Annotated in this window: 22 protein-coding genes; 14 read left to right on the top strand and 8 right to left on the bottom strand. The window is 67.7% G+C overall.

Going from position 1 to position 25,667, the window contains the following annotated elements; translation table 11 throughout:
• Position 1 precedes the first annotated feature (1 nt).
• Positions 2-259 carry a mycoredoxin gene (locus tag AB6732_RS07695; protein ID WP_066212886.1) on the bottom strand — a complete coding sequence of 86 codons (258 nt, stop codon included), beginning with the start codon at positions 257-259 and terminating at the stop codon, positions 2-4.
• Between the two features lie 151 nt (positions 260-410).
• Here AB6732_RS07695 and AB6732_RS07690 point away from each other — a divergent pair, with 151 nt between their 5' ends.
• From AB6732_RS07690 to AB6732_RS07655, 8 genes are all read left to right on the top strand, one after another.
• Complete coding sequence (locus AB6732_RS07690) at positions 411-1,178, top strand: alpha/beta fold hydrolase (protein ID WP_370959377.1); 768 nt, start codon at positions 411-413, stop codon at positions 1,176-1,178.
• 73 nt (positions 1,179-1,251) lie between these two features.
• Complete coding sequence (locus AB6732_RS07685) at positions 1,252-1,755, top strand: DedA family protein (protein WP_066212881.1); 504 nt, start codon at positions 1,252-1,254, stop codon at positions 1,753-1,755.
• Between the two features lie 54 nt (positions 1,756-1,809).
• Positions 1,810-2,625, top strand: a complete 816-nt coding sequence (locus AB6732_RS07680; protein ID WP_370959376.1) for a thioesterase family protein — start codon at positions 1,810-1,812, stop codon at positions 2,623-2,625.
• Entirely contained in the window at positions 2,622-3,392 is a 771-nt protein-coding gene (locus tag AB6732_RS07675; protein WP_370959375.1) for a biotin/lipoate A/B protein ligase family protein, read from the top strand. The genes AB6732_RS07680 and AB6732_RS07675 overlap by 4 nt, the downstream gene beginning before the upstream one ends.
• A gap of 102 nt (positions 3,393-3,494) precedes the next feature.
• Positions 3,495-4,802, top strand: coding sequence for a GNAT family N-acetyltransferase (locus AB6732_RS07670; RefSeq protein WP_370959374.1), 1,308 nt, complete (start codon positions 3,495-3,497; stop codon positions 4,800-4,802).
• Between the two features lie 69 nt (positions 4,803-4,871).
• A complete protein-coding gene (locus AB6732_RS07665) occupies positions 4,872-5,849 on the top strand; it encodes a polysaccharide deacetylase family protein (protein WP_370959373.1) in 978 nt (325 codons plus the stop codon).
• A gap of 127 nt (positions 5,850-5,976) precedes the next feature.
• Positions 5,977-7,446, top strand: a complete 1,470-nt coding sequence (gene rpsA, locus AB6732_RS07660; RefSeq protein WP_066212868.1) for a 30S ribosomal protein S1 — start codon at positions 5,977-5,979, stop codon at positions 7,444-7,446.
• 194 nt (positions 7,447-7,640) lie between these two features.
• A complete protein-coding gene (locus AB6732_RS07655; RefSeq protein ID WP_370959372.1) occupies positions 7,641-8,039 on the top strand; it encodes a hypothetical protein in 399 nt (132 codons plus the stop codon).
• 46 nt (positions 8,040-8,085) lie between these two features.
• Here AB6732_RS07655 and AB6732_RS07650 read toward each other — a convergent pair whose 3' ends face one another.
• The 3 genes from AB6732_RS07650 to AB6732_RS07640 all read right to left on the bottom strand — a co-directional run bounded on the left by AB6732_RS07650 (position 8,086) and on the right by AB6732_RS07640 (position 10,922).
• Positions 8,086-8,484: a RidA family protein gene (locus AB6732_RS07650; RefSeq protein ID WP_370959371.1), complete on the bottom strand. Its 399-nt coding sequence runs from the start codon at positions 8,482-8,484 to the stop codon at positions 8,086-8,088.
• A gap of 102 nt (positions 8,485-8,586) precedes the next feature.
• Positions 8,587-10,092 carry a S8 family serine peptidase gene (locus AB6732_RS07645; protein WP_370959370.1) on the bottom strand — a complete coding sequence of 502 codons (1,506 nt, stop codon included), beginning with the start codon at positions 10,090-10,092 and terminating at the stop codon, positions 8,587-8,589.
• Positions 10,093-10,232: 140 nt separating this feature from the next.
• On the bottom strand, positions 10,233-10,922 hold the full coding sequence (locus tag AB6732_RS07640) for a YigZ family protein (protein ID WP_370959369.1): 690 nt from the start codon (positions 10,920-10,922) through the stop codon (positions 10,233-10,235).
• 117 nt (positions 10,923-11,039) lie between these two features.
• On the opposite strand from AB6732_RS07640, the gene coaE reads away from it, so the two are divergent.
• The 3 genes from coaE (at position 11,040) to AB6732_RS07625 (ending at position 15,069) form a co-directional block, all read left to right on the top strand.
• On the top strand, positions 11,040-11,636 hold the full coding sequence (coaE, locus tag AB6732_RS07635) for a dephospho-CoA kinase (protein ID WP_370959368.1): 597 nt from the start codon (positions 11,040-11,042) through the stop codon (positions 11,634-11,636).
• A 20-nt stretch (positions 11,637-11,656) separates the two neighbouring features.
• A complete protein-coding gene (gene uvrB, locus AB6732_RS07630; protein WP_370959367.1) occupies positions 11,657-13,753 on the top strand; it encodes an excinuclease ABC subunit UvrB in 2,097 nt (698 codons plus the stop codon).
• Positions 13,754-13,941: 188 nt separating this feature from the next.
• Complete coding sequence (locus AB6732_RS07625) at positions 13,942-15,069, top strand: TerC family protein (protein ID WP_370959366.1); 1,128 nt, start codon at positions 13,942-13,944, stop codon at positions 15,067-15,069.
• Between the two features lie 92 nt (positions 15,070-15,161).
• Here the strand turns inward: AB6732_RS07625 and AB6732_RS07620 are convergent, their stop codons facing one another.
• From AB6732_RS07620 to AB6732_RS07610, 3 genes are read right to left on the bottom strand one after another with little or no spacing between them, the layout of a single operon-like run.
• A complete protein-coding gene (locus tag AB6732_RS07620) occupies positions 15,162-16,487 on the bottom strand; it encodes an alpha/beta fold hydrolase (RefSeq protein ID WP_370959365.1) in 1,326 nt (441 codons plus the stop codon).
• Positions 16,484-16,987, bottom strand: coding sequence for an N-acetyltransferase family protein (locus tag AB6732_RS07615; RefSeq protein WP_370959364.1), 504 nt, complete (start codon positions 16,985-16,987; stop codon positions 16,484-16,486). The genes AB6732_RS07620 and AB6732_RS07615 overlap by 4 nt, the downstream gene beginning before the upstream one ends.
• 31 nt (positions 16,988-17,018) lie before the next feature.
• Positions 17,019-19,544 (bottom strand): DEAD/DEAH box helicase, encoded by a 2,526-nt coding sequence (locus AB6732_RS07610; RefSeq protein WP_370959363.1) that lies wholly within the window; start codon positions 19,542-19,544, stop codon positions 17,019-17,021.
• Between the two features lie 194 nt (positions 19,545-19,738).
• On the opposite strand from AB6732_RS07610, the gene AB6732_RS07605 reads away from it, so the two are divergent.
• Entirely contained in the window at positions 19,739-20,554 is an 816-nt protein-coding gene (locus AB6732_RS07605) for a trans-aconitate 2-methyltransferase (protein WP_370959362.1), read from the top strand.
• Complete coding sequence (locus tag AB6732_RS07600; protein WP_370959361.1) at positions 20,551-20,925, top strand: GntR family transcriptional regulator; 375 nt, start codon at positions 20,551-20,553, stop codon at positions 20,923-20,925. Before AB6732_RS07605 ends, AB6732_RS07600 begins: the two co-directional genes overlap by 4 nt.
• 3 nt (positions 20,926-20,928) lie before the next feature.
• Here the strand turns inward: AB6732_RS07600 and AB6732_RS07595 are convergent, their stop codons facing one another.
• Positions 20,929-22,605, bottom strand: a complete 1,677-nt coding sequence (locus AB6732_RS07595; RefSeq protein WP_370959360.1) for a beta-N-acetylhexosaminidase — start codon at positions 22,603-22,605, stop codon at positions 20,929-20,931.
• A 166-nt stretch (positions 22,606-22,771) separates the two neighbouring features.
• Here AB6732_RS07595 and uvrA point away from each other — a divergent pair, with 166 nt between their 5' ends.
• Positions 22,772-25,660, top strand: a complete 2,889-nt coding sequence (gene uvrA / locus AB6732_RS07590; protein ID WP_370959619.1) for an excinuclease ABC subunit UvrA — start codon at positions 22,772-22,774, stop codon at positions 25,658-25,660.
• The last annotated feature ends 7 nt before the right edge of the window (positions 25,661-25,667 follow it).

Here is a 25,667-nt window from a genome sequence, read left to right as displayed (position 1 = left end):
GTCAGACCCCGAGGCGTTCCTTGACCTCGGCCGCACTCGGGTTCGTGGCGGCGGAGCCGTCCGGGAACAGCACCGTCGGGACGGTGCGGTTGCCGCTGTTGAGCTGTTCCACCAGTTCAGCCGTGCCCGGGACCTCTTCGATGTTGATCTCCTGGTAGCCGATGCCCTGGGCGTCGAGCTGCTTCTTCAGGCGCTTGCAGTAGCCGCACCATTCGGTGGAGAACATGGTGATGCTGCCGGATTCGGGGGTGAAGTCCACGGGTTCCTCTCGGGGCTGTGCTTGATCGGGTCTGTGTCTGAGTTTCTGCAGACCACAACAGTACGGGGTCCGGCTTTCTTCCCCCGGCACGGAGGGATGACGCGTGGAGACCGGGGGTGACATCGGACCCCGATGCGGGTAGACAAGTGACATGACCTCCTTCGTCACTTCAGCCGATGGCACCCGGATCGCGTACGAAGCCCAGGGGAGCGGGCACCCGCTCCTCATCGTGGGCGGCGCCCTGAACGACAAGAACTCCGCCGCGGGCTACGTCCCACTCCTGGAGGACGCCTTCACCGTGGTCCGCTACGACCGGCGGGGACGCGGCGAGTCAGGGGACACCCAGCCGTGGTCCGCGGAACGCGAGATCGAAGATCTGAAGGCCGTCGCCGCGGAGTTCGACGGGCCGGTTTCCGTGTACGGACACTCCTCGGGCGCCATCCTGAGCCTCCTCACGGTGGCATCCGGACTTCCGGTGCACCGCGTCGTGACCTATGAACCCCCGTTCCTGACCGAACAGACCACCGATTGGCGTGCCTTCGCGGAGCAGCAACGCGAAGCGGCGGCCGCGGGGCGGCCCGGAGACGCCGTGGAGAACTTCATCCGGCACGTCGGCGCCCCCTGGGATCCCGCGATGCGGCAGATGCCGTTCTGGGCAGGGCTCGAAGCACTAGGCCACACGGTCACGTACGATCTGCAGATCGTCGGTGACAGTTCGGTGCCGATCGAGGAGCTCGCCGGCGTCGAGGCGCCCGTGCTGTCGCTGTACGGAGGGGACAGCCCGCAGTGGGCCGAGACCTCCGCCGAGGCCGTCGCAGCCGCGGTTCCCGACGGCAAGGCGCTGGCCATCCCCGGCCAGACCCACAATTCGGACCCGGCCGCGCTCGTGCCGCAGATGAGGGCATTCCTGCTCGGCTGACCCCGGGGAACCATCCTGTTTGCTGACGCACCGTCACCATCCCGGTGGAGGCCGATGCGTCACACTGGAGGGGATGGACTTCCTCCTCAATCTCCCGTTCCACGTGGCGTTCCCGGTGCTGTTCGTGATCGTCATGTGCCGCGCCAACGCCACGTACTGGATCGGGCGCGGCGCGGTCAACGGGCTGGAGAAGACCAGGCTCGCGCATCGCCTGAGCGGAGCCGAGGCGGGCACCGCGAAACGCTGGATCGCGAAGTGGGGGCCGGGCGCCGTCGTCGTGTCCTTCCTCACGATCGGCATCCAGACCGCGGTGAACTTCACCGCCGGCGCGGGGCGCATGCCCCTCAAGCGCTACCTTCCCGCCGTCACCCTGGGCTCCATCATCTGGGCCCTCCTATACGCGACCGCCATCCTGGCGCTGATCGACACCTGGCTGGGTCTCATGGCGGGCTCGCCGTGGGCCTGGGTCGCAGCGGCGCTCGTGGTCCTGGCCGTTGTAGCGTTGGTACTTGTACGACGACGGCGACGCAGCCTGCGCGCGGCCGTCACCCCGGTGGATGCCGACGTCAAGCCCTGACCGCCTCGGCGAGCCCACCTCCACGCGCTGGGCTCCAGCGAGGAAGGACGCGGTGTGAACCTGCCCGAACTGGCCGGAGGGGACTCCTACTACGTCCCGCTCGGCGACGGTCGATACCAGTCCACGATCCACGCGCAGGGCGCCTGGAATCCCCACGAGCAGCACATGGCTCCGGCCAGCGGGCTCATGGTCCGCGAACTGGCGCAGCATGATCCCCGGCCCGAGTTGCGGATGGCCCGGCTCTCCTTTGAGATCCTCGGTCTCATCCCGGGTGGCGAGTTCTCCATCCGGTGCGAGACGATCCGGCCCGGCAAGACCATCGAGCTGGTTCAGGCGGAACTGCTGGCACCCGATGCCAAGGGTGTGGAGCGCGTGGCGATCCGCGCTTCCGCCTGGCGCCTGATCATGACCGACACTTCGGCCATCGCCGCGGTCGAGGACGAACCGATGCCGTCGCTCGAGGAATGCGACCCGTTCGACGTCGCCTCGCTGTGGCCGGGCGGCTACATCGCCTCCCTCGACGTGCGCGTGGCCCGACACCACCGGCGTGGCAACGGCTGTGTCTGGGTCTCGACCCGGCACCCTCTCGTCGCAGGCCAGGAGACGCCCGAGTGGGTGCGTCTCATGGGGCTCGTGGACACCACCAACGGCATCGCGGCCCGGGAGAAGCCCGGCCCCGGTGGCTACGCCTGGCCGAACACGGACCTCCAGATCCATCTGTACCGTCAGCCGTCGGGCACCTGGCTCGGCCTGGACAACTCTGTCTCGTTCGGCGCGGACGGGATCGGTCTGACCTCCACGGTCCTGCATGACCTCCATGGCCCGTTCGGCAGGGCCGAGCAGATCCTCACCATCCGGGCCGTGGGATGACCGGTCGGCACGCGGCCGCTGTCGCGCCCCTGACTGTCGCGCCCCTGACCGTGGTGCATCAGGAGCACACCCTCGGGCCGGCCGAGGACCTGGACCTGGCACTCCGTCTGCTCCGCCGCGCCCAGGACGGACTGATCGGCCCCACCTTGCGCCTGTACCGGCCTGAGCCGACGGTGGCCTTCGGGCAGCGGGACGCCAAACTGCCGGGGTTCGACGCCGCAGCCCAGGCGTGCCGTGACCGGGGCTTCGAACCGTTGATCCGCAAGGCGGGTGGCCGTGCCGCCGCCTATCACCGCGGTTGCCTCGTGGTCGATCACATCGAGCCGCGGGCGGATGCGATCGCGGGAGCGAAAGCGCGGTTCTCGCATTACGGGGAACTGCTCGCCGAGTCCCTGCGGTCCCTGGGTGTGCTGGCCGCCGTCGGGGAGATCCCCGGGGAGTACTGCCCCGGGGAGTTCAGCGTGCACGGTGACGACCCGGTGTTCCCGTCGCACCAGGTGAAGCTCATCGGCACGGCGCAGCGCGTGGTGTCGGGCGCCTGGCTTTTCAGCTCAGTGATCGTGGTGGAGGACTCCGGCCCGTTGCGGGATGTCCTGACCGACTCGTATGCGGCGCTCGGACTCGAGTGGACTCCCGCCACGGCGGGGAGCGTCCAGGATCTGTCGCCGGATCTCCGGGTGGAGGACGTCATGGGCGCGGTCGTCGCCCGCTACTCCCAGGAGACGCCGCTGGCCCGGGCCACCCTGGAGAGCCTCCTGGGGGACTGAAGCAAGGCGCCAGGGCCGGTCTGCAGGTGGTGCCGCCCGTCATGTCAAAGGCTCCTTTCAGGATCCCTCGAAATCGGCCGGGGTCCACGATAGGCTCGGGTCATGACGCAGTTGACCGGGGAATACACTGTCCAGAGCTTTGACGCCGCCACCCTTCCAGAAGACCAGATCTCCCGCTTCGCCGAGTGGTGCAAAGCCGTCAAGCTCGGATTCCACGACTCGATGCCGGGCGACGACCTGATCGCCAAGATCCTGCGCAACGCCCGCCACGACAACCGGGTCTTCACCGGCGTTTACCAGGAGTCCACGCCGGAGTACGGTCTGGCCACTGAATCGCCCGTGGCGACCTTCGGAACCTTCACCAAGAACCTCAACGTGGGACGTGGCCAGGAGATCCCGGCGCACCTCATCACGGCGGTCACCGTCCGGCCCACCCACCGGCGGAAGGGCCTGCTGACCCGGCTCATGACCGAGGACCTGCGGCGTGCCCAGGAGAACGGCCTGGCCATCGCGGCGCTGACCGCCTCCGAGGGCGGCATCTACGGCCGCTTCGGCTTCGGCGTGGCCACCTACGAACGGTCGCTGACCGTGGACGTCACCTCGCGCTTCCGGCTCCGCAAGGCCTCGACCGGCCGGGTGGAACTGACCGATCCGCGCAATCTGCTGGAACTCGCCGAGGGCATTTTCGACCGCTTCCACGCGGCGACCCCGGGTTCCATCGGCCGTGCACGCTTCTACCCGATGCTCGCTTCCGGCTTCATGGACGAGAAGGGTGAGGAGAGCAAGGACCTGCGGGCCGCTTTGCACTACGACGCCGACGGCACCCCGGACGGCTACGTCTCCTACCGCTTCAAGGGCTGGAACACCGAGCCCTACACGATGACCGTCGTCGACTTCGTGGCGGCCACTCCGGAAGCCCATCTGGGGCTGTGGGCCTTCCTGGCGAGCCTGGATCTCGTGGAACGCATCGAGGTGGAGTCTGCCCCGGCGCAGGACGCGCTCGAGTGGGCGCTTGAGGATCCGCGCTGCGTGGAGGCCAAGGAGCCGCGGGACATGCTGTGGCTTCGGATCCTGGACGTCAAGGCCGCGCTGGAGGCGAAGCGCTACCCGCTGGACGGAAGTCTGGTGCTCCGGGTGGAGGACCCTCTGGATCTCGTGAGCGGGACGTACCGCGTCGTGGTGGTCGGCGGGACCGCCACCGTCACCGAGGTCGGGGACGACGACGTGGACGACGCCACCGTGGAACTCACCCTGGGCGTCGCGGAGCTGAGCTCGGTCTACCTCGGAGGGGTCCCCGCGGCCACGCTGGCGGAGGCCGGCCGGATCCAGGAACACGTCCCGGGCGCGGTGGAGCGTCTGGGCCTCTTCCTGACCCCCGAGCGACCGGTGCACTGCCACACGCACTTCTGAGAAGAGCGGCTCCTCGGGGAAGTGCCGATTAACAGCGATTCGTCAGGAATCCCGGACTACACTGAGGCGGTGTATTCCCCGCGTCATCTCCGGGAAGGGCTCGGGGGCGGGCCTGCGGATCCCGGTCGTCGTGCCCTGTTCCTGGGCATCGCCGCCTCCCTCGGACTCGGCCTCGTGGCCTGCGACCCGGGGGACGCTCCCGAGACTCCGCCGCGCGGCGCAGCGGGTGGGGCCGCCGGTGCCGTACCCGCGGCGACGCCGGCACCCGGCGTCGCGCGTCCTCGGCCCACGCCGTCCGTCCTGCCCGTGGTGACGCGCCGGGAGATCCTTGCTGAATTCGGACGCCGGATCCCCACGCAATGGGGCCTAGACGTCACCGGCGTGGCGCTGGGCAGCCGCAGCCGTTCGGTCGCGCTGACATTCGACGCATGCGGCGGCCCGGGCGGCTCCGGATTCGACCGCAAACTCATCCGCTCGCTCCGCCGTCACCAGGTCCCGGCCACCCTTTTCATCAATCTGCGCTGGGCCCGCCGGAATCCCGGTCTCCTGCGGGAACTCGCCACGGATCCGCTCTTCGAGATCGCCAATCACGGCGTGCATCACAGTCCTCTCTCGGTCAGCGGCCGCAGCGCCTACGGGATCCCGGGGACCGCGAATCTGGGTGAGGCGTACGACGAGGTCATGGGCAATCAGGAAGGCCTCTCCGCGCTGACCGGCCGCGCGCCGCTCGCCTTCCGTCCGGGCACGGCCCACTACGATGAGGTCTCCGCCGCCATGGTGCGGCGCTGCGGTCTGCTGCCCGCCAACTTCTCCGTGAACGCCGACGGCGGCGCCACCTTCACGCCGGAGATGGTCGCCGGTCAGCTGGCGGAGGTGAAGGCCGGTGACGTCGTGATCTCGCACTTCAATCAGCCCAGGTCAGGCACGGGCGAGGGGTATGTGGCAGGCCTTCCCGGGATGCTGGGACGGGGTCTTCACTTCGCGCATCTGAGCACGGTGTTCGAGCTCGGGAAAGCGGCTTTGACCGGCGTTGCCGCGGGACGGTAAACTAGTAGGGCGTGCGTTACGCGTACGCGCGAATCAATCCAACACATCAGGATGGTCCTCGTGTCCGCGCCCTGAGCGTGGCGGATCTGCCTGACCGACTAACTATCCACATCGGAGCCCCTACTACATGACCATCACCTCTACCGAGAAGTCCGGTACCCCCGTCGTCGCAGTGAACGACATCGGGTCCGAAGAGGATTTCCTCGCCGCCGTCGACGCCACCATCAAGTACTTCAACGATGGCGATCTCGTCGAAGGCACTGTCGTCAAGGTCGACCGCGATGAGGTCCTTCTTGACATCGGATACAAGACCGAAGGTGTCATCCCCTCCCGCGAACTCTCCATCAAGCACGACGTCGACCCCGGTGACGTCGTCGCTGTTGGCGATGAGGTCGAAGCCCTCGTTCTCACCAAGGAGGACAAGGAAGGCCGCCTCATCCTCTCCAAGAAGCGCGCGCAGTACGAGCGTGCCTGGGGCGACATCGAGAAGATCAAGGAAGAGGACGGTGTCGTCACCGGTACCGTCATCGAGGTGGTCAAGGGTGGTCTCATCCTGGACATCGGCCTCCGTGGCTTCCTCCCGGCATCCCTCGTGGAGATGCGTCGCGTCCGCGACCTGGCTCCGTACATCGGTCAGCAGATCGAAGCCAAGATCATCGAGCTCGACAAGAACCGCAACAACGTGGTCCTGTCCCGCCGTGCCTGGCTCGAGCAGACCCAGTCCGAGGTCCGCTCCACCTTCCTCAACAAGCTCGAGAAGGGCCAGGTCCGTACGGGCGTCGTGTCCTCCATCGTCAACTTCGGTGCCTTCGTGGACCTGGGTGGCGTCGACGGCCTCGTGCACGTCTCCGAGCTGTCCTGGAAGCACATCGACCACCCGTCCGAGGTTGTCGAGGTCGGCCAGGAGGTCACCGTCGAGGTTCTGCTCGTCGAGCTGGACCGCGAGCGTGTCTCCCTGTCGCTGAAGGCCACCCAGGAAGATCCGTGGCAGACCTTCGCCCGCACTCACGCGCTGGGCCAGGTCGTTCCGGGTAAGGTCACCAAGCTGGTTCCGTTCGGTGCGTTCGTTCGCGTCGAAGACGGCATCGAGGGCCTGGTGCACATCTCCGAGCTGGCCGTCCGCCACGTGGACCTCGCCGAGCAGGTCGTGTCCGTGGGCGACGAGCTGTTCGTCAAGGTCATCGACATCGATCTCGAGCGTCGCCGCATCTCCCTCTCCCTCAAGCAGGCGAACGAGGGCGTGGATCCGGAAGGCACCGAGTTTGACCCGGCGCTGTACGGCATGGCTGCCGAGTACGACGAAGAGGGCAACTACAAGTACCCGGAGGGCTTCGACCCGGAGTCCAACGAGTGGCTTGAGGGCTACGAGACCCAGCGCGCCGCTTGGGAGCAGCAGTACGCTGACGCCCAGTCGCGTTGGGAGTCCCACAAGAAGCAGGTTGCTCAGCACCTGGCCGACGACGCTGCAGCCGCCACCACCGGCTCTGCAGACGCCGCACCGACCAGCTACTCCTCCGAGGCCCCGGCTGCCGAGTCCGGCACCCTGGCTTCCGACGAGGCTCTCGCCGCTCTGCGCGAGAAGCTGACCGGCAACTGATTGCCTCGTGAGACGTTCACTCCGGTGAACTGATCACATGAGGAAGGCCGCCACGGGAAACCGTGGCGGCCTTCCTTGTCTAAAACCACTCACCTTGTCTCAAAACACTCATCGACTGCTCCATAGGATGCCGAAATCCACCGAAATCGGGGAATTCGCGCATCGTATGGAGCAGTCGAGGGAAAATGGGAAGCATGATTCCTGAAAGCTGGTTCCCTGCGACGCGGCCCGACGACGGCGAGACCGTCGGTTATCTGGACATGGTGGGGGAGGAGTTCCAGCCCTACGACCTCCTGGGACGTCCGCACGGAGAGCCCGCCGAGTACACCGAAGCCGAGGAACGCCTCGCCGAGCTGGGGCTGTCCTACCTGGCCCGTCGGTGGAGCTTCGCGGTGCAGGATCACCCCGAGCCCATCGCCGTGGTGATCTCCGAGCTGAACCGCGACGCCGTCGTGGTCCTCAGTGACGACGCGGACTACCACCGCGATTTCGGAACGCCCTTGAGCCTGCCGCTGCCCCTCGACGTGTCCGTGCTCTGGGAGAACACGGACGGCACGGGGCCGCGCTTCACCCAGGGCGTGCCGAACGGCTGAGTGGTCAGCGCTCGGCGCCTAGCGCACAGCGTTCAGCACGCAGTGTTCACCGCACGACGGCGGCGACGGCGCTGAGCTCGATGAGGGCTCCCGGCACGCCCAGCCCCGCGACCAGCGCCGCCGTGACCAGGGGAGGGGCGCCGTCCCGGGCGAGCAGCGGCGCGATCGCCCCGTAGGCTGCGCGCAGATCGGCGTCGGCCTGGATCAGCACGGTCCACTGAATCACGTCGCTCAGCCCGGCTCCGGCCGCCTCCAGAGCGAGCCGGGCATTCCCGAGGGCGCGGAGTGACTGCTCCGCGGCGTCGTCGGAGACGACACGGCCGCTCTCGTCCACCCCGTTCTGACCACCGACGTAGATGGTGGTCGCTCCGGGCGGGACGATGGCGACATGACTGAAGGCAGGGCTCTTCACGAGGCCCTCGGGCTGCAGGATGGTGATGTCCATGGCCACATCCTGTCACCTCGGGCCGGCAAAAGGGAGGCCCGGGACCCTCGCCTGGTGGGGCGGAGTCCCGGGCCTCGTGTCGTCAGTGACCGCCGGAGGCCGTCACTGCACCGCCTTCAGGGCATTCACGATGCCGTAGCCGTAGTAGCTGTTCAGCTCGGTGGTGCCCGTGCAGGCCGGGCCGATGTTGGCCTGCGGCGCCGAGCACGGCGTCGGGGTGGCATCGGCGCGGAGCTTCGCCACCATCTGGGCCGGAGTCAGCTCCGGATGTGCGGACTTCATGAGCGCCAGCACACCGGCGACGTGAGGAGACGCCATGGAGGTGCCGCTCTTCAGGCCGTACTTGCCCTTCGGGATCGTGGACAGGATGCTCGACCCCGGGGCGGCGACGTCGATCTCGCCGAGTCCACGGTTGGAGAAGTAGGAGAGCTGTCCGGTCTTCATGATCGAGGACACCGTCACGACGCCGGGCAGCTGCGACGGGATGTCCTTGCAGCCCTGGTTGATGGTGCGCGGCGTCGGCGCCGGGGCGTCGTTGGGGCTGCCGTCATCCTGGGTGTTGAGGGTGAAATCGACGCTCGAGTTTCCGGCGGCGGCCGAGCTCACCACGCCGCGCTTGACGGACCAGTTCACAGCACGTGCCACGGACTCGCGGACGGCGGCCTGATCGGGCTGGTCATCACACCAGAACTCGAACGGGTCGATGTAGTAACTGTTGTTGGTGACGTCCATGCCGCGCTGCGCGGCCCACATGAACCCGCAGATGGCGTACTCCGGGTAGATGAACCCGGCGTCACTGACGACCTTGACGGCGGCCAGGCGCACATTCGGCGCGACGCCGACGATGCCCACGCCGTTGCGGGCGGCTGCGATCGTGCCGGCCACGTGCGTCCCGTGGTCGGAGGTGGTCGGGTACCAGCCGCCGGGGGTCTGGTCGGGGCGTCCACCGGCGGTGCAATTGACCGAGTCCGGGACGGAGATGTTGGCGGCGAGGTCCGGATGCGTGGGATCGATGCCGGAATCGAGAACGCCCACCAGGACCTTGCGGTTGCCGTCGGTGACCTTGTTGGCCTGGTCGGCCTTGATCTGGGCCATGTCCCACTGCTGGGATTCCATGGCATCTGCCGGGCCCGCGGGGACCAGGGTGGTGGGTTCGTCACCGTTGACGGGCTTGTTCTTCCCCTTGTTCCAGCCCGAGGCGCCGGGACCCCACGGGACCTGGGGGCCGGTGACCTTGTCGGTCACCTCGGCCGTCCGCGTCGCGCCGACGGACTGGACGGCGTTCTTGCCGGCCGCCTTGACGCGGTCGCGGAACGCCGAACGGTCTGACTGGGCGATGACGACGCCGATCTCCGGCCAGCTCTGGACGACGACGCCGCCCGCGGCGGTGACGGCCTGCTCGACCTTCCGGGTCTGGCCGGGGTTTGCCTGTCCGGCGTTGACCACGTAGCTCATGACGGTGCCGTCCGGTGGATTCACCGGGACGGGTGTGGAGGCTTCGGTCACGGTGGCCTGGGCGGAGACCCCGGAGCCGAGCAGGACCAAGCCGAGCGACGCGACGGCGCAGGTGACAGGACGCAATGGTCGGCGGAAAGTGTGCAACCTCATGGGTGAGGGTCCTCTCGATGAGTGGAGGCCGGACGGGCCGGCTGCAGGCGAGTGCCTTCCCTCGTTTCTAGTCGGCGTTCCCAGGGTTTTCAATGGTTATTGAAAGATCCACTTCAGAAAAGTCGGGTAGAAGCCCTCCGTCACGCCGTCAGATCGACCCATTCCGTGCCGCCGGGACGGGCGTCATAAGCACCTGCACTGAGCGAGAGGACGGTCCGCTGCACGCGGTCCAGCGTGGTCGCATCGTCCTCGAAGGCCACCCTGAGGGTGGCATGACCGGCACCGTACTCCGTGCCGATGACGTGGAGCCCTGCGGACCGGATCTCGTTTTCGAGCTTGCCCGCGTCGGCGAAGCCCACCGGCACATCCGCCAGGCGCAGTCGTTGGCGTGTCACCCACGGCGCGCGGTCGGCGGCCTGGGACACGGAGTCCGAGTAGGCGCGCACCAGCCCTCCCGCGCCCAGCAGGATTCCGCCGAAGTACCGCACGACGACGGCGCAGACGTCGCTCAGGTCGGCCACTCCGTTCGCGGTCTCGCGGCGGTTGAGGGCTTCCAGCATCGGGATGCCCGCTGTGCCGGACGGCTCGCCGTCGTCACTGGAGCGCTGCGTCATGCGGTCGGGGCCGAGGATGAAGGCGCTGCAATGGTGCCGGGCATCGTGGAATTCACGACGGAGTTCGGCGATCAGCGCACGCGCCCCGTCCTCGTCCTCCACGCGGCGGAGCACCGTGATGAACCGTGACCGCTTGATCTCGAGCTCATGGCGGAAGTCCGGCCCGGCGGCGAGCGTCGTGTACCGCGTCGCGCGGCTGTCTTCGGCTTCAGGCACCAGTCCATCGTAGTCGGGCGCCGTGCGGCGGGGCCGGGCAGCGCCGGTCTGTGCCGGTTGCTCCGGGCTGCGCCGGTCCTCACTGGTGATCCCGGACGCAGCCGCTAGGGTGTTGCTGTGCTGAGAATCGGATTGACCGGCGGGATCGCCTCGGGAAAATCGGTGGTGACGGCGCGGCTCGCCGAGCTGGGAGCCGTGGTGGTCGACGCCGACGCGCTGGCCCGCGAGGTCGTGGAGCCGGGCACTCCGGGACTGGCTGCGATCCGCGAGGCCTTCGGCGACGGCGTGATCCGTCCGGACGGCTCCCTCGACCGGCCGGCCCTCGGCGCGATCGTCTTCGCCGACGAGGGCAGGCGCCGGACGCTGAACGGCATCGTCCACCCCCTCGTCCGGAGCGCCGCGGCGGCGATCGTGGCAGCGGCGCCGGCGGACGCCGTCGTCGTGCAGGACATCCCTCTCCTGGTGGAGACCGGGCAGCAGGGGGATTTCGACCTGGTCGTGGTGGTGGACGCCCCCGATGATGTCCGGGTGGCCCGCATGGTGGGGCTCCGCGGCATGTCCGAGGACGAGGCGAGCGCCCGCATCGCCGCGCAGGCCGGGCGGGAGGAACGCAACGCCGCCGCCGACGTCATCCTCGAGAACACGGGGAGCCTGGCGGAGCTGCTCGAACAGGTCGATGCGCTCTGGGAGAACGTGGCCCGTAAAGTGTCGTAGGCGAGTAGTACATTTGTTCTATGAGCCTCGCCCAGGAGATCAACCGCGTCGTGGCGCCTTTCGAGGTCGTCAGTGAATACCAGCCCGCCGGGGATCAGCCCACCGCCATCGCGGAGCTGACGGAACGCATCACCAATGGTGAGAAGGACATCGTGCTGCTCGGCGCTACCGGCACCGGCAAGAGCGCGACCACCGCCTGGCTGATCGAACAGGTCCAGCGCCCCACGCTCGTCCTGGTGCAGAACAAGACGCTGGCCGCCCAGCTCGCCAACGAGTTCCGGGAGCTGCTGCCGAACAACGCCGTCGAGTACTTCGTCTCGTACTACGACTACTACCAGCCGGAAGCCTACGTCCCACAGACGGACACCTTCATCGAAAAGGACTCCTCTATCAACGAAGAGGTGGAGCGGCTCCGGCACTCCGCCACGAACGCGCTGCTGACGCGCCGCGACGTGGTCGTGGTGGCCACGGTCTCCTGCATCTACGGTCTGGGCACGCCGGAGGAGTACATCGCCGGCATGGTCACCCTGCGCAAGGGCATGCAGATCAACCGGGATGACCTGCTCCGGCGGTTCGTCGCCATGCAGTACGCCCGCAACGACATCGACTTCCACCGCGGCACCTTCCGGGTGCGGGGCGACACCGTCGAGATCATCCCCATGTACGAGGAGCTCGCCCTGCGGATCGAGTTCTTCGGGGACGAGGTGGAGAACATCTACACTCTGCATCCCGTGACCGGCGAGATCGTCCGCGAAGAGGACGAGATGTACGTCTTCCCGGCGTCGCACTATGTGGCGGGTCCGGAGCGGATGTCCCGCGCCATCAAGACCATCGAAGACGAGCTGGCCTCGCGGCTGTCCACCTTCGAAGCGCAGAACAAGCTCGTGGAGGCGCAGCGTCTGCGCATGCGCACCACGTACGACCTCGAGATGATGCAGCAGATGGGCTTCTGCAACGGCATCGAGAACTACTCCCGCCACATCGACGGCCGCGAGGCCGGCTCGGCCCCGCACTGTCTCCTGGACTACTTCCCGGACGACTTCCTGCTCGTGATCGACGAATCACACGTCACGGTGCCGCAGATCGGCGCCATGTACGAGGGCGACGCGAGCCGGAAGCGGACCCTCGTGGAGCATGGTTTCCGCCTGCCGTCCGCCATGGACAACCGGCCGCTGAAATGGGACGAGTTCCTGGAGCGCGTCGGGCAGACCGTCTACCTCTCCGCCACCCCCGGCAAATACGAGCTCGGAAAGTCCGACGGCGTGGTGCAGCAGATCATCCGGCCGACCGGTCTGGTGGACCCGGAGATCGTGGTCAAACCCACCAAGGGCCAGATCGACGATCTCCTGGGGGAGATCCGCACGCGCGTGGACAAGGACGAACGTGTCCTGGTGACCACCCTGACCAAGCGCATGGCCGAGGATCTCACCGAATACCTGCTCAGCCACGGTGTGAAGGTCCAGTACCTCCACTCGGATGTGGACACGCTGCGCCGTGTGGAGCTGCTGCGGGAGCTGCGTCTGGGTGTCTTCGACGTGCTGGTCGGCATCAACCTGCTCCGCGAAGGCCTTGACCTTCCCGAGGTCTCGCTGGTCGCGATCCTCGATGCGGACAAGGAAGGCTTCCTGCGCTCCTCCACGTCGCTGATCCAGACCATCGGCCGTGCGGCCCGAAATGTCTCGGGCCAGGTCCACATGTACGCGGACCGGATTACGGACTCGATGGCCCTGGCCATCGAGGAGACCAACCGCCGTCGTGAGATCCAGGTGGCGTACAACAAGGAGCACGGCGTCGATCCGCAGCCGCTGCGGAAGAAGATCGCGGACATCACGGACCAGCTGGCCCGCGAGGACGCGGACACCCAGGAACTCCTGGCCGGGGCCAAGCGCAACGGCAAGGGCTCCAAGGCGGCCGCGGAGAAGGCCAGTGCCACGGTGCGCAGGGACGGCCTGGCGGCCGCGCCCGCCACGGAGCTGGTGGGCCTGATCGAGCAGATGACCGAACAGATGCACGCCGCTGCGGCCGAGCTGCAGTTCGAGCTCGCCGCCCGCCTCCGTGACGAGGTGGGCGATCTGAAGAAGGAGCTTCGCCAGATGCAGGCGGCAGGTCACGCGTAGGCAGGCCGTGAAGGGACAGTCCCGCCGGGACCGCCTCGTGGGATAGAATGATTCCCGAGTAGGGGAGTATCCCGTGTGCTCAGTCCGTCAACACGTGAGGCAATGGCGCTTCGCCGGGCTGGGCAGGACCTGTTCGTCAGGCCCGGAGAGACTTATGGCAATGGTTCATACCCTCTGAAAGGTCTCCCGTGCCTGATCTTCCCCTCTGGTTTGAGGTCGGATCCTTCGTGGTCCTCGGCATCGTCCTCCTCGTCGATCTCCTGATGGTCCTCAAGCGGCCCCACGAACCCTCCATGAAGGAGGCCGGTCTCTGGGTCGGCTTCTACGTGACGCTCGCCCTCGTGTTCGCCGGACTGATGTTCGCGTTCACCGGCCCCGAGTACGGCAGTCAGTTCGTGGCCGGCTGGGTCACCGAATACAGCCTGAGCATCGACAACCTGTTCGTCTTCATCATCATCATGGCGCGCTTCTCGGTGCCTCGGAAGTACCAGCAGGAAGCCCTCATGGTGGGCATCATCATCGCGCTCGTCCTGCGTGGCATCTTCATTCTGCTGGGCGCCGTGATCATCGAGCAGTTCTCCTGGGTGTTCTACATCTTCGGCGCCTTCCTCCTCTGGACCGCCTACAACCAGGCCAAGGACGACAGCGAGGACGACGAGGACGGCGGCGACAACCGGCTGGTCCGCTGGTTCTCCAAGATCCTCCCGATGCACAACGAGTTCAACGGCGGCAAGGCCACCGTCAAGATCAACGGCAAGCGTCTCTTCACCCCGATGCTCCTGGTGTTCCTGACCCTCGGCATGACGGACCTGATCTTCGCCCTGGATTCCATCCCCGCGATCTTCGGCCTGACGAAGAGCCCGTTCATCGTGTTCACGGCCAACATCTTCGCCCTCATGGGTCTGCGCCAGCTGTACTTCCTGCTGGGTGGTCTCATGGAACGGCTCATCTACCTCAAGCACGCGCTGTCGATCATCCTGGCCTTCATCGGCTTCAAGCTGATCTTCCACGCCATGCATGAGAACGAACTGCCGTTCATCAACGGCGGCCAGCACATCGAGTGGGCCCCGGACATTCCCACGTCGTTCTCGTTGATCTTCATCCTCGGCACCATCGTCCTGGCCGTGGTCGCCAGCCTGGCGGTCTCGAAGAAGCGCGAGGGCCGTGAGGCGACCGAGCACCAGATCAGCCGCACGGCCGAGCGCGTGGCGCACCAGCAGGAGGTCGTGGCCCGTCGCGAAGCCGAGGCACAGGCTGTGGCACAGGCCGAGGCCGGTGAGCCGGTGGAACCCGGCAAGGCGCCCGAACAGCGCTGACACTGCCGGGGGAACGCCTCCTGACTGAACGACGACGCCGGGCGGCAGCGAAAGCTGCCGCCCGGCGTCGTCGTGTCCGGGGGAGGCCCGCGTCAGGCGTCCGCGACGTCCCCGCCTCGCGCCATGGTGAGGAGGCGGCGGAAGATGGCCTCGCCGTCGTCGGCGATCCCGTCATGGTGGAAGTCCGGCGTGACCCAGGTCTTCAGCCCGCGGACGGAGGCGGCCGTCTCGAGGGAGAGCTCCCGGTCCACGAAGACGTCGTCCGCGTAGACGGCGGCTGCCACGGGGACCGTGTTGGTCGCGAGGACGTCCAGGTCGAAGACGCGCGGCCAGTCCTGCTTGGCGGCCACGATCTCGGCGACCTCGGTGAGGGGCCGCAGGGTCGGGTCCTGTTCGAACAGCCAGGGCTGGATCATCTCACCCGTGAGGAGGATGTCTTCAGCTTCGGGGGAGAACTGCGGGAACTCCCGCAGCACCCGCCAGGAGGACCAGTCCGTCGCCGCCTCCTGGGCGTAGATCGACTCGTGGATCACCGCGTACAGCGGGTTCGGGGCGAAGTCCAGGTAGGCCGGCAGCTGGGCCAGGAACCACTGGGAGAGCCGTTCCCCGTCGGGGGTCTGGATGAAGGCCTTCTCCAGGAGGTAGTGCAGGGAGTCGACCCGGGTGTTGCCGCCCAGGTACATGCCGAGCATCTGGAAGCGCTCCACCGTGAGCCGGTCACCGCGAGGCAGGAACTCGGGGATCTCGCGGAGATGCGCGGCGATCCTGTTCACCAGGGCGCGGTCCTCCGGATACCAGCCGAAGTACTCGCGGTTGCGTGCCTCCATCCGGGCGTAGGTCGCGCGGTAGACACGGTCCGGTGAGCCCTGCAGGGGTGCGAGGCCGCCGGTGATGAGCACCTCGCGGAGCGCTGCCGGAGCGAGCGAGAGGTACGCCAGGGAGCACCACCCGCCGAAGCTCTGGCCGAAGATGCTCCAGCGCTCGATGCCGAGCGCCTCACGGATCGCCTCGGCGTCGGCCACGATGGAGTCATGGCGGAAATGGGTCAGGTACTCCGCCTGAGCGGCCGCGTCGCCGCGGCCGGCGAGCGTCGCCGCCTCCACCGGAGAGGAGAGGCCCGTGCCGCGCTGGTCCAGCATGAGGACGCGGAAGTGCTCGGTGGCCGCCTTGGCCCAGCCGCTCAGGGCCGTCCAGCGGTTGCCGGGGAAGCCGGGACCGCCCTGGAAGAACAGCAGCCACGGAAGTCCGCTCCGCTGGTCGTCGCTCAGACCGGCCGGGCCGTACTCGCGGGCGAAGACCTCCAGAGTCTCGCCTTCGGGCTCCGTCGGGCGCAGCGGCACCGTGAAGAAGTGATCGGCGGTCCGGACACCGCGGAACTCGTGGACCTCGCCTTCGCGGTGATCGGCGACGGGTGTCATGCGGTCACCGCCGACGCGCCCTCACCGGTCCCGACGGCCTGCAGCGCCTCGCCCGTGAGGCGGAAGGTCGACCAGCCGTCCATGGGGACGGCGCCGAGAGAGCGGTAGAACCGGATGGACGGCTCATTCCAGTCCAGGACGCTCCACTCCACGCGGGCATAACCGCGTTCCACCGCGAGCGAGGCCAGGTGCGTGAGCAGTGCCTTGCCATGGCCCTCACCCCGGGCCTCCGGCTTCACGTAAAGGTCCTCCAGGTAGATGCCGTGGACGCCTTCCCACGTGGAGTAATTCAGGAACCAGAGCGCGAAACCGCGGGTCCGGCCGAGGTCGTCCTCCGCGATCGCGGCGTAGATGGCGGGGTGGCCGTCGAAGAGGTGCTTCTCCAGCTCCTCCGGCGTGTTGCGGACGGCGTCCGGCTCCTTCTCGTAAACGGCCAGGTCCACGATCATCTGGTGGATGTCACGGACGTCTGCACGGGTGGCTTCTCTGATGCGGCTCATGGATTTCAGCTTAGCCGTGCGGCCGGACCACTCAGAGCCGGTTCACGTCCACGACCTTGATCACGGCGCTGCCCGCTTCGTCCGAGGCCGCCAGGTCCACCACCGCGGAGATGCCCCAGTCATGGTTCCCCGCCGGATCGGCGAAGATCTGGCGCACGTCCCACCGGTCACGGCGCTCGGTGATGAGAAGCAGCTGGGGTCCGCGAGCGTCGGCGCCCGTGCTGATGTCGTCGTGCTCGTCGAAGTAGTCGTCCAGCACGTCCTCCCAGCGGTCGGAGTGCCAGCCGGCGTCGCCGTCGAGCTCAGCCAGGGCGCGCGAGTCCTCGTCCGCGAACAGTTCCACGCGCCGGAACATCTCGTTGCGGACCATGACCCGGAACGCGCGGACATTGTCCGTCAGCCGGGGCGGCGCGGGCGGCAGGAGCGGATCCTCGGTGTGGTCGTGGGGATTGCTCAGCTCCTCCCACTCGTCCAGGAGGCTGGAGTCGACCTGTCGCACCAGCTCGCCGAGCCACGCGATCAGGTCTTCCAGATCCTCCCGCAGGGCGTCGGCGGGGACCGTCTGCCGCAGGGCCTTGATGGCATCACTGAGATACCGCAGCACGATGCCCTCGCTGCGCGCGAGACCGTAGTACTGCACGAATTCACCGAAACTCATGGCCCGTTCGTACATGTCACGGACCACCGACTTCGGGGTCAGCTCGAAGTCACCCACCCAGGGGGCCGCACGTCGGTACGTGTCGAACGCCTCGAGCAGCAGCTCGGCCAGCGGCTGAGGGTAGCTGACCTCTTCGAGTGCCTTCATCCGCTGCTCGTACTCGAGCCCCTCGGCCTTCATCGCCGCGACGGCGTCCGTCTTCGCCTTCTTCAGCTGGGCGGCGAGGATCTGGCGCGGCTTGTCGAGCGTGGATTCGATCACCGAGACGACATCCAGGGCGTACGACGGCGACTCCGGGTCCAGGAGGTCCAGTGCGGCCAGCGCGAAGGGGGAGAGCGGCTGGTTGAGCGCGAAGTTGTCCTGCAGGTGGACGGTGAGCCGCACGGTGCGCCCGTCCGGTCCGCGTTCGGCCTCCGGGATCCGTTCGACGACGTCGGCGGCCAGCAGCTCGCGGTAGATGCCGAGCGATTTGCGCATCAGCTCCAGCTGACGGCTGCGGGGCTCGTGATTGGACTCCAGCAGGTGCCGCGTGGCCGCGAACGGGTCGCCCGGCCGTTCCAGCAGGTTCAGCAGCATGGCGTGGGTGATGGTGAAACTGGACGAGAGCGGCTCCGGGACGGAAGCGACGAGGCGCTGGAAGGTCGGCTCGCCCCACGAGACGAAACCCTCCGGCGGCTTCTTCTTGACCACCTGACGGAGCTTCTTCTGATCGTCGCCGAACTTCGCCACGGCCTTGGCCATCGCCTTGGCGTTCTCGATCGTGTGCTCCGGCGCCTGGACCACCACCGTCCCGGCGGTGTCGAAGCCGGCACGGCCCGCACGGCCGGCGATCTGGTGGAACTCGCGCGCATTCAGGAGCCTGGTGCGCACGCCGTCGAACTTGCTGAGCGCGGTGAGCACGACGGTGCGGATGGGCACGTTGATGCCGACGCCGAGCGTGTCCGTGCCGCAGATGACCTTGAGCAGACCCGCCTGGGCGAGCTGCTCCACCAAGCGGCGGTACTTGGGCAGCATACCGGCGTGATGCACGCCGATCCCGTGCCGGACCAGACGGTTCAGGGTCTTGCCGAAGCCCGCGGAGAACCGGAAGCCCGCGATGAGCTCGGCGATCTTGTCCTTCTCCTCGCGCGTGCACATGTTGACGCTCATGAGGCTCTGCGCGCGCTCGATGGCTTCCAGCTGGCTGAAGTGCACCACGTAGACAGGGACCTGCCGGGTCTCCAGCAGCTCTTCCAGGGTTTCGGCCATGGGTTTCATGCCGTAGTAGAAGTGCAGCGGGATGGGCCGTTCGGCGGAGCTCACGGTCACGGAGGCGCGCCCGGTGAGGTCGGTCAGGCCCTTCTCGAAGCGTGTGACGTCGCCCAGGGTGGCGGACATGAGCAGGAACTGCGCCTGCGGCAGCTCCAGGAGCGGGACCTGCCAGGCCCAGCCGCGCTGGGGATCCGAGTAGAAGTGGAACTCGTCCATGATCACGGCGCCGAGCTCGGCCTCTGAACCTTCGCGGAGCGCGACGTTGGCCAGGATCTCCGCAGTGCAGCAGATGATGGGCGCGTCGGCGTTCACCGAGGAGTCGCCCGTGACCATGCCGACGTTCTCCGCGCCGAAGATGTCGCAGAGCGCGAAGAACTTCTCCGAGACCAGCGCCTTGATCGGGGCGGTGTAGTAGCTGCGTTCGCTGCGGGACATCGCGTAGAAATGCGCGGCGATGGCCACCATCGACTTCCCGGATCCCGTCGGCGTCGCCAGGATGACGTTCGCGCCGCCCGCCAGCTCCAGAGCCGCCTCGTCCTGCGCGGGGTAGAGGGACAGCCCCCGGGATTCGACCCACTCGACGAAGGCCGTGTACACATCGTCATCGTTCAGGCGGCCGGAGGAGGGGAGACTGTCAAGGAGCTTCACCGTCCCAGCCTAGCGGGCGAGGGGCCCCGCCCGACGCGGAGCGAGGGTGGGGAGCCCGCTCGTCGTTGTGTGCTCAGTTGTTGCGGGTGTTCGCGTACGACACCCGCAACAACTGAGCACACAACGGGTGGGGTACTCTCGCACTGAGAGTTGCCTCACGCCGGTCCGGCGGGCTCTTCGGCGAAGGAGAAGCGATGCACCCGACCGTGGAATGGGACCCCGCGACGTACGTGAAATTCGGCGACTACCGGGACCGCCCCTTCTTCGACCTCACCCAGAGGATCCACGCCGAGTCGCCCCGGCTCGTGGTCGATCTGGGGTGTGGCCCCGGCAATCTGACCGCGACGCTCGCCGAGCGCTGGCCGGAGGCGCAGGTGGTCGGGGTGGATTCCTCGCAGGCGATGCTGGACCGCGCCGCCGTCCACGCCGAACGGTTCCCCAACCTCCGGTTCGAGCTGGGTGACATCGCGACGTGGATGCCCGGCGACGCCGACGTCGTGGTCTCCAACGCCGCACTGCAGTGGGTGCCTGGGCATGAGCAGCTGCTCCCCGTCTGGCTGGACGCCATGGCGGAGGGGTCCTGGTTCGCGTTCCAGGTGCCGGGCAACTTCGGCGCGCCGTCCCATGTGCTCATGCGCGAACTGGCCGACTCCACGGCCTGGGCCGTGAAGCTCGCCGGCGTGCTCCGCCATCGGGACGCGGTGCTCGAACCGGCCGACTATCTGACCATCGCGCTCGACGCCGGCTGGCAGGCCGACGCCTGGGAGACCAGCTACCAGCAGCTGCTGCAGGGCCCGGATCCGGTGCTCGAGTGGGTGCGCGGCACCGGCCTGCGTCCCGTCCTGGGTGCACTCAGCGCCTCCGACGCCGAAGCATTCGAGCGGGATTATGCGGTGATGCTCAACGAGGCTTACCCCGCCACACAGCACGGCACGGTATTCCCCTTCCGACGCCTGTTCACCGTCGCCCGCAAAAGTCCGGCGGAGGACGTGGACGGGGCGGACTCATGAGTGCGTTTCCCGGCTCGTGGCGGCCCCGGACCGACAGCTCGGTGCCGCTGTTCGAACAGCTGCGGCTGCGGATAGTCCATCTGGTGGACGACGGCGGCCTGCCGCCCGGCCAGCGGCTGCCCGCGGTGCGTGCGCTGGCCACGGAACTCGACGTCGCCCCGCACACCGTTGCGCGCGCTTATAAGGAACTGGAAGCGGCAGCGATCGTGGAGACGAGGGGCCGCAACGGCACCGTCATCCTGCCCCGGGACGACCGTCAGAAGAGCCTGGGCGAGGCCGCCTCGGCCTATGCCGAGGCGGCCCGCGCGAGCGGCGTCAGTCTTGCCGAAGCCGTGCGCCTGCTGACGGCGGCCTACCGCGACCAGGCCTGAGGCTCACTCGCCCGGCGTCGTACCCTGCGCGGCGGACGCTGCGGGGGCATGCTCCGCACGGAAGCGAGCCACGTCGGGCCGGGCACGCCACGGCTCGGGTCCCTCCAGGGGACGGAAGCCGACCCCGGCCGCCTTCAGACGCGCGAGATGACCGGGGATCTCCGGATCCCCGGTGAGCCGGGCGCGGAAATCCTCGAAGGCGGGTTTGCGGGAGCACCACGCCACCTCCGCGAACGCGCACAGGCGCGGGAAGGCATGGAAGTCGCGGATCCTCTGGTCCACCAGGTACTCGCTCCAGAGCTGGGCCTGGACGCCGGCCACCACGCCGCCGTGGTCGCGCTCGAGGGCGGCGATCCGGTCCGGGACGGGGTCGAAGCCGTGCACCTTTTCGAGCGGCAGCACCGGCCAGAAAGCACTCGGTTCATCGGGGTGGTCACTTTCCCGGTAGTCCAGGTACGTGAACTCGTGCTGCGAGATCACCGTGCGGTGGCCCTGTTCGAGGCTGAGCTCCACCGTGTCCACTCCCAGCCAGGCGTTGACGATCGCGCTCTGCGGCAGCGCCTCGCCGATCGCCTCGTGCCAGACGCCGGTCTGGCGGCCGTGGCCGGCCAGGTGATCGGCGAGGCGGCCCAAGAACCAGCCGTGCAGGGAGGCGACGGAAGCGAGCCCGAGATCCTGCGCACGGGCGACGATCTCCGGTGATTCCTCCCACCGCGTGTACGGCACCTCGTCCCCACCCAGATGGATGGTGGGCGACGGGAAGACGGAGACGAGCTCATCGAGCACGGTCCGGTAGAAGTCCAGGGTCTGTTCGGAGGGGTCCAGGATGCAGTCGCTGACGCCCCAGCGGGTGCTCACCTCGACATCGGGTGAGCCGACGCCGAGGAACGGGTACGCGGCGATCGCGGCGACACTGTGGCCGGGGAGGTCGATCTCCGGGACGATCGTGATGCCCCGCTCCGCCGCGTAGGCGACCGCTTCACGGAGCTGCGCCTGCGTGTAGAAGCCACCGTGCGGATGCCCGGCCATGAGAGCGTGCTCCAGAGCGGGGGTGTCGTAGGCGACAGGGGTGTCCTGACGCCACGAGGCCACCTCGGTGAGCCGGGGGAAGGCCTTGACCTCGAACCGCCACCCCTGATCGTCACTCAGGTGGAGGTGCAGCACGTTGAGTTTGTGTGCGGCGAGCAGGTCGATGAACCGCAGGAGCTCGCTGAAGGGCATGAAGTGGCGGGCCACGTCCAGGAGGACACCACGATGCGCGAAACGGGGCGCGTCGGCCACCCGCAGGCGGGGGAGCGAGTGCACGGTGCGTCCATCAGCACGACGGCGTGCCGACCCCTGTGGCACGAAGGCCTCGGGCCCGCTGAGCTGGCGGAGTGTCTGCCAGGCATGGCGCACGCCGTCCAGGCCTGCGGCTTCCACGCGGATGAGCCCGTCGATGTCCAGCCGGTACGCCCCTGGAGCCAAGGACGGGTCGGTGCTCACGAACAGCAAGGCGTCCTCGGGAGCCGCATCGTCCAGCCGGACCCCCAGCCAGTCCTCCGCCTGATGGCGCAGCAGGGCCCAGCCAGGATCGTCGGTCTGAAGATCCGTGGCGAAGGCGAGCCGGGCGGGAACGGTCAGGTGCCCGGACAGGAGTTCCAGGGACTCCGGAGCCGGGACCAGCGGGGGAATGCGCATGGAGGACCTCTTCGCGAATAGGGGGTCTAGGTGGACACCAGCCTGCCACACGAGGCCGACATGGAAATTCGAACAGGTTTTCGATTAGCATGGCTAGGTGCCTCATGTCAGCGGTGAACAAGTCCTGTCTCCTGAACAGCTCAACCACAACCATGGCGCGGCCCGCCTGAACGGCGCCGGCTCGCCTGGTCATGCCCCCTCGTCGCGCCTGGTGGTGAAGGGCGCCCGCGAGCACAATCTGCGCAATGTGGACCTGGATCTGCCCCGGGACGCCATGATCGTCTTCACCGGCCTCTCCGGCTCCGGGAAGTCCTCGCTCGCCTTCGACACGATCTTCGCCGAGGGCCAGCGCCGCTACGTGGAATCACTGTCCGCGTACGCGCGCCAGTTCCTCGGCCAGGTGGACAAGCCCGACGTCGACTTCATCGAGGGCCTGTCGCCGGCGGTCTCGATCGACCAGAAGTCGACCAGCAAGAACCCCCGGTCCACAGTCGGCACCATCACCGAGATCTACGACTACATGCGTCTGCTCTGGGCGCGTGTGGGCCGCCCGCACTGCCCGATCTGTGGGGAAGAGGTGACCCGTCAGACCCCGCAGCAGATCGTCGACCAGCTGCTGGAGCTCCCCGAGGGCACCCGCTTCCAGGTGCTCGCGCCCGTGGTGCGCGGCCGCAAGGGTGAGTTCGTGGACCTGTTCAAGGAACTCGGCGCCAAGGGCTTCGCCCGGGCCCGGGTGGACGGCGAGCAGATCCAGCTGACGGACCCGCCCAAACTGGGCAAGCAGTACAAGCACACCATCGAGGTGGTCGTGGACCGTCTGGTGGCCAAGGACGGCATCCGGCAGCGCCTCACCGACTCGGTCGAGACCGCCCTGGGGCTGGCCGAAGGCCGCGTGCTCGCGGACTTCGTGGACCTCGACGCCGAGGACCCGGGCCGGGTTCGGGCATTCTCCGAGAATCTGGCCTGCCCGAATGAGCACCCGCTGGCGATCGACGAGATCGAACCGCGGTCTTTCTCGTTCAACAACCCGTTCGGCGCCTGCCCCGAATGCACGGGCATCGGCACCAAGCTCGAGGTCGACGAAGAGCTCGTGGTCCCCAACCCGGAACTGAGCCTGAACGAAGGCGCCATCGCCCCGTGGTCCCTCGGTGCGGCCACACAGGAGTACTGGAACCACCTGCTGTCGGGCCTCGCGGACGAGCTCGGCTTCTCGATGGACACTCCGTGGGAGAAGCTCGGCAAGGCCGTCCGTGAGACCGTGCTGCACGGCAAAGACCACAAGGTGGTGGTCCAGTACCGCAACCGTTTCGGCCGCGAACGCAAGTACAGCACCGGCTTCGAAGGTGTGGTCCAGTACGTGCACCGCAAGCACGGGGAGACCGAGTCGGACTTCGCCCGTGACCGGTACGAGGAGTACATGCGGCAGATCCCGTGCCCTGCCTGCAATGGCGCACGGCTCAATCCGGCGTCGCTGTCCGTCCTGATCAACGGCAAGTCGATCGCGGCCGTCTGCGCCATGCCCATGCGGGACTGCGTCGAGTTCCTGGGCAGCCTGGAGCTGTCCCCGCGCGAGGCGCAGATCGCCGCTCAGGTGCTTAAGGAGATCCACGCCCGCCTGACCTTCCTGCTCGACGTCGGGCTGGATTACCTCAACCTGGAACGCCCTTCCGGGACCCTGTCCGGCGGCGAGGCCCAGCGCATCCGCCTGGCGACGCAGATCGGTTCAGGCCTGGTCGGTGTCCTGTACGTGCTCGACGAGCCGTCCATCGGTCTGCACCAGCGGGACAACCGCCGCCTGATCGAGACCCTGACCCGTCTGCGCGGGCTGGGCAACACCCTGATCGTGGTCGAGCACGACGAGGACACCATCCGGGAAGCCGACTGGATCGTGGACATCGGCCCGGGCGCCGGTGAACACGGTGGCAAGGTCGTCCACTCGGGCACCTACAAGGAACTCCTGGCCAACACGGAGTCACTCACGGGCGACTACCTTTCCGGCCGCGAGGGGATCGACGTGCCGGCCAAGCGCCGTCCGTACGACCGCAAGCGCGAGCTCGTGGTGGTGGGGGCCCGTGAGAACAACCTCAACAACGTCACGGCGCGCTTCCCCCTGGGTGTGCTCACCGCAGTCACGGGTGTGAGCGGCTCCGGGAAGTCGACCCTGGTCAACGAGATCCTGTACAAGGTCCTGGCCAACAAGCTCAACGGAGCCCGCCAGGTCGCAGGCCGCCACAAGACCGTGGAGGGCCTGGAGCACCTGGACAAGGTGGTCCATGTGGACCAGAGCCCGATCGGGCGCACCCCGCGGTCCAACCCCGCCACCTACACCGGTGTGTTCGACAACATCCGGAAGCTCTTCGCCGAGACCAACGAGGCGAAGGTCCGCGGTTACCTGCCGGGCCGCTTCTCCTTCAACGTCAAGGGCGGCCGCTGCGAGGCGTGCTCGGGCGACGGCACCCTGAAGATCGAGATGAACTTCCTCCCGGACGTCTACGTGCCGTGCGAGGTCTGCCATGGGGCCCGGTACAACCGGGAGACTCTGGAGGTCCACTACAAGGGCAAGACCATCGCGGATGTGCTCAACATGCCCATCGAGGAAGGGGCGGAGTTCTTCTCGGCCTTCACCCCGATCGCCCGGCACCTGAACACCCTGGTGGACGTCGGCCTCGGCTACGTCCGTCTGGGCCAGCCGGCCACGACTCTCTCCGGAGGTGAGGCGCAGCGCGTCAAGCTCGCGGCGGAGTTGCAGAAGCGGTCCAACGGCCGCAGCATCTATGTGCTGGACGAGCCCACCACAGGCCTGCACTTCGAGGACATCCGGAAGCTGCTGCTGGTGCTCCAGGGGCTGGTGGACAAGGGCAACACGGTCATCACCATCGAGCACAACCTGGACGTCATCAAGAGTGCCGACTGGATCGTGGATCTCGGGCCCAACGGTGGCTCGGGTGGCGGGCGCATCATCGCCACCGGAACGCCCGAACAGGTCGCGGCCACGGAGGGCTCGTTCACGGGTGAGTTCCTGGCCGAGATCCTCGAGGGAAGCCCGGTCAAGTAGTCGCGTG

The sequence above is a fragment of the Arthrobacter sp. RCC_34 genome (assembly GCF_041360795.1).
Taxonomy (GTDB): domain Bacteria; phylum Actinomycetota; class Actinomycetes; order Actinomycetales; family Micrococcaceae; genus Arthrobacter_E.
The sequence above is the reverse complement of the archived record's forward strand: the minus strand, read 5'-3'. Positions and strand labels throughout refer to the sequence as shown.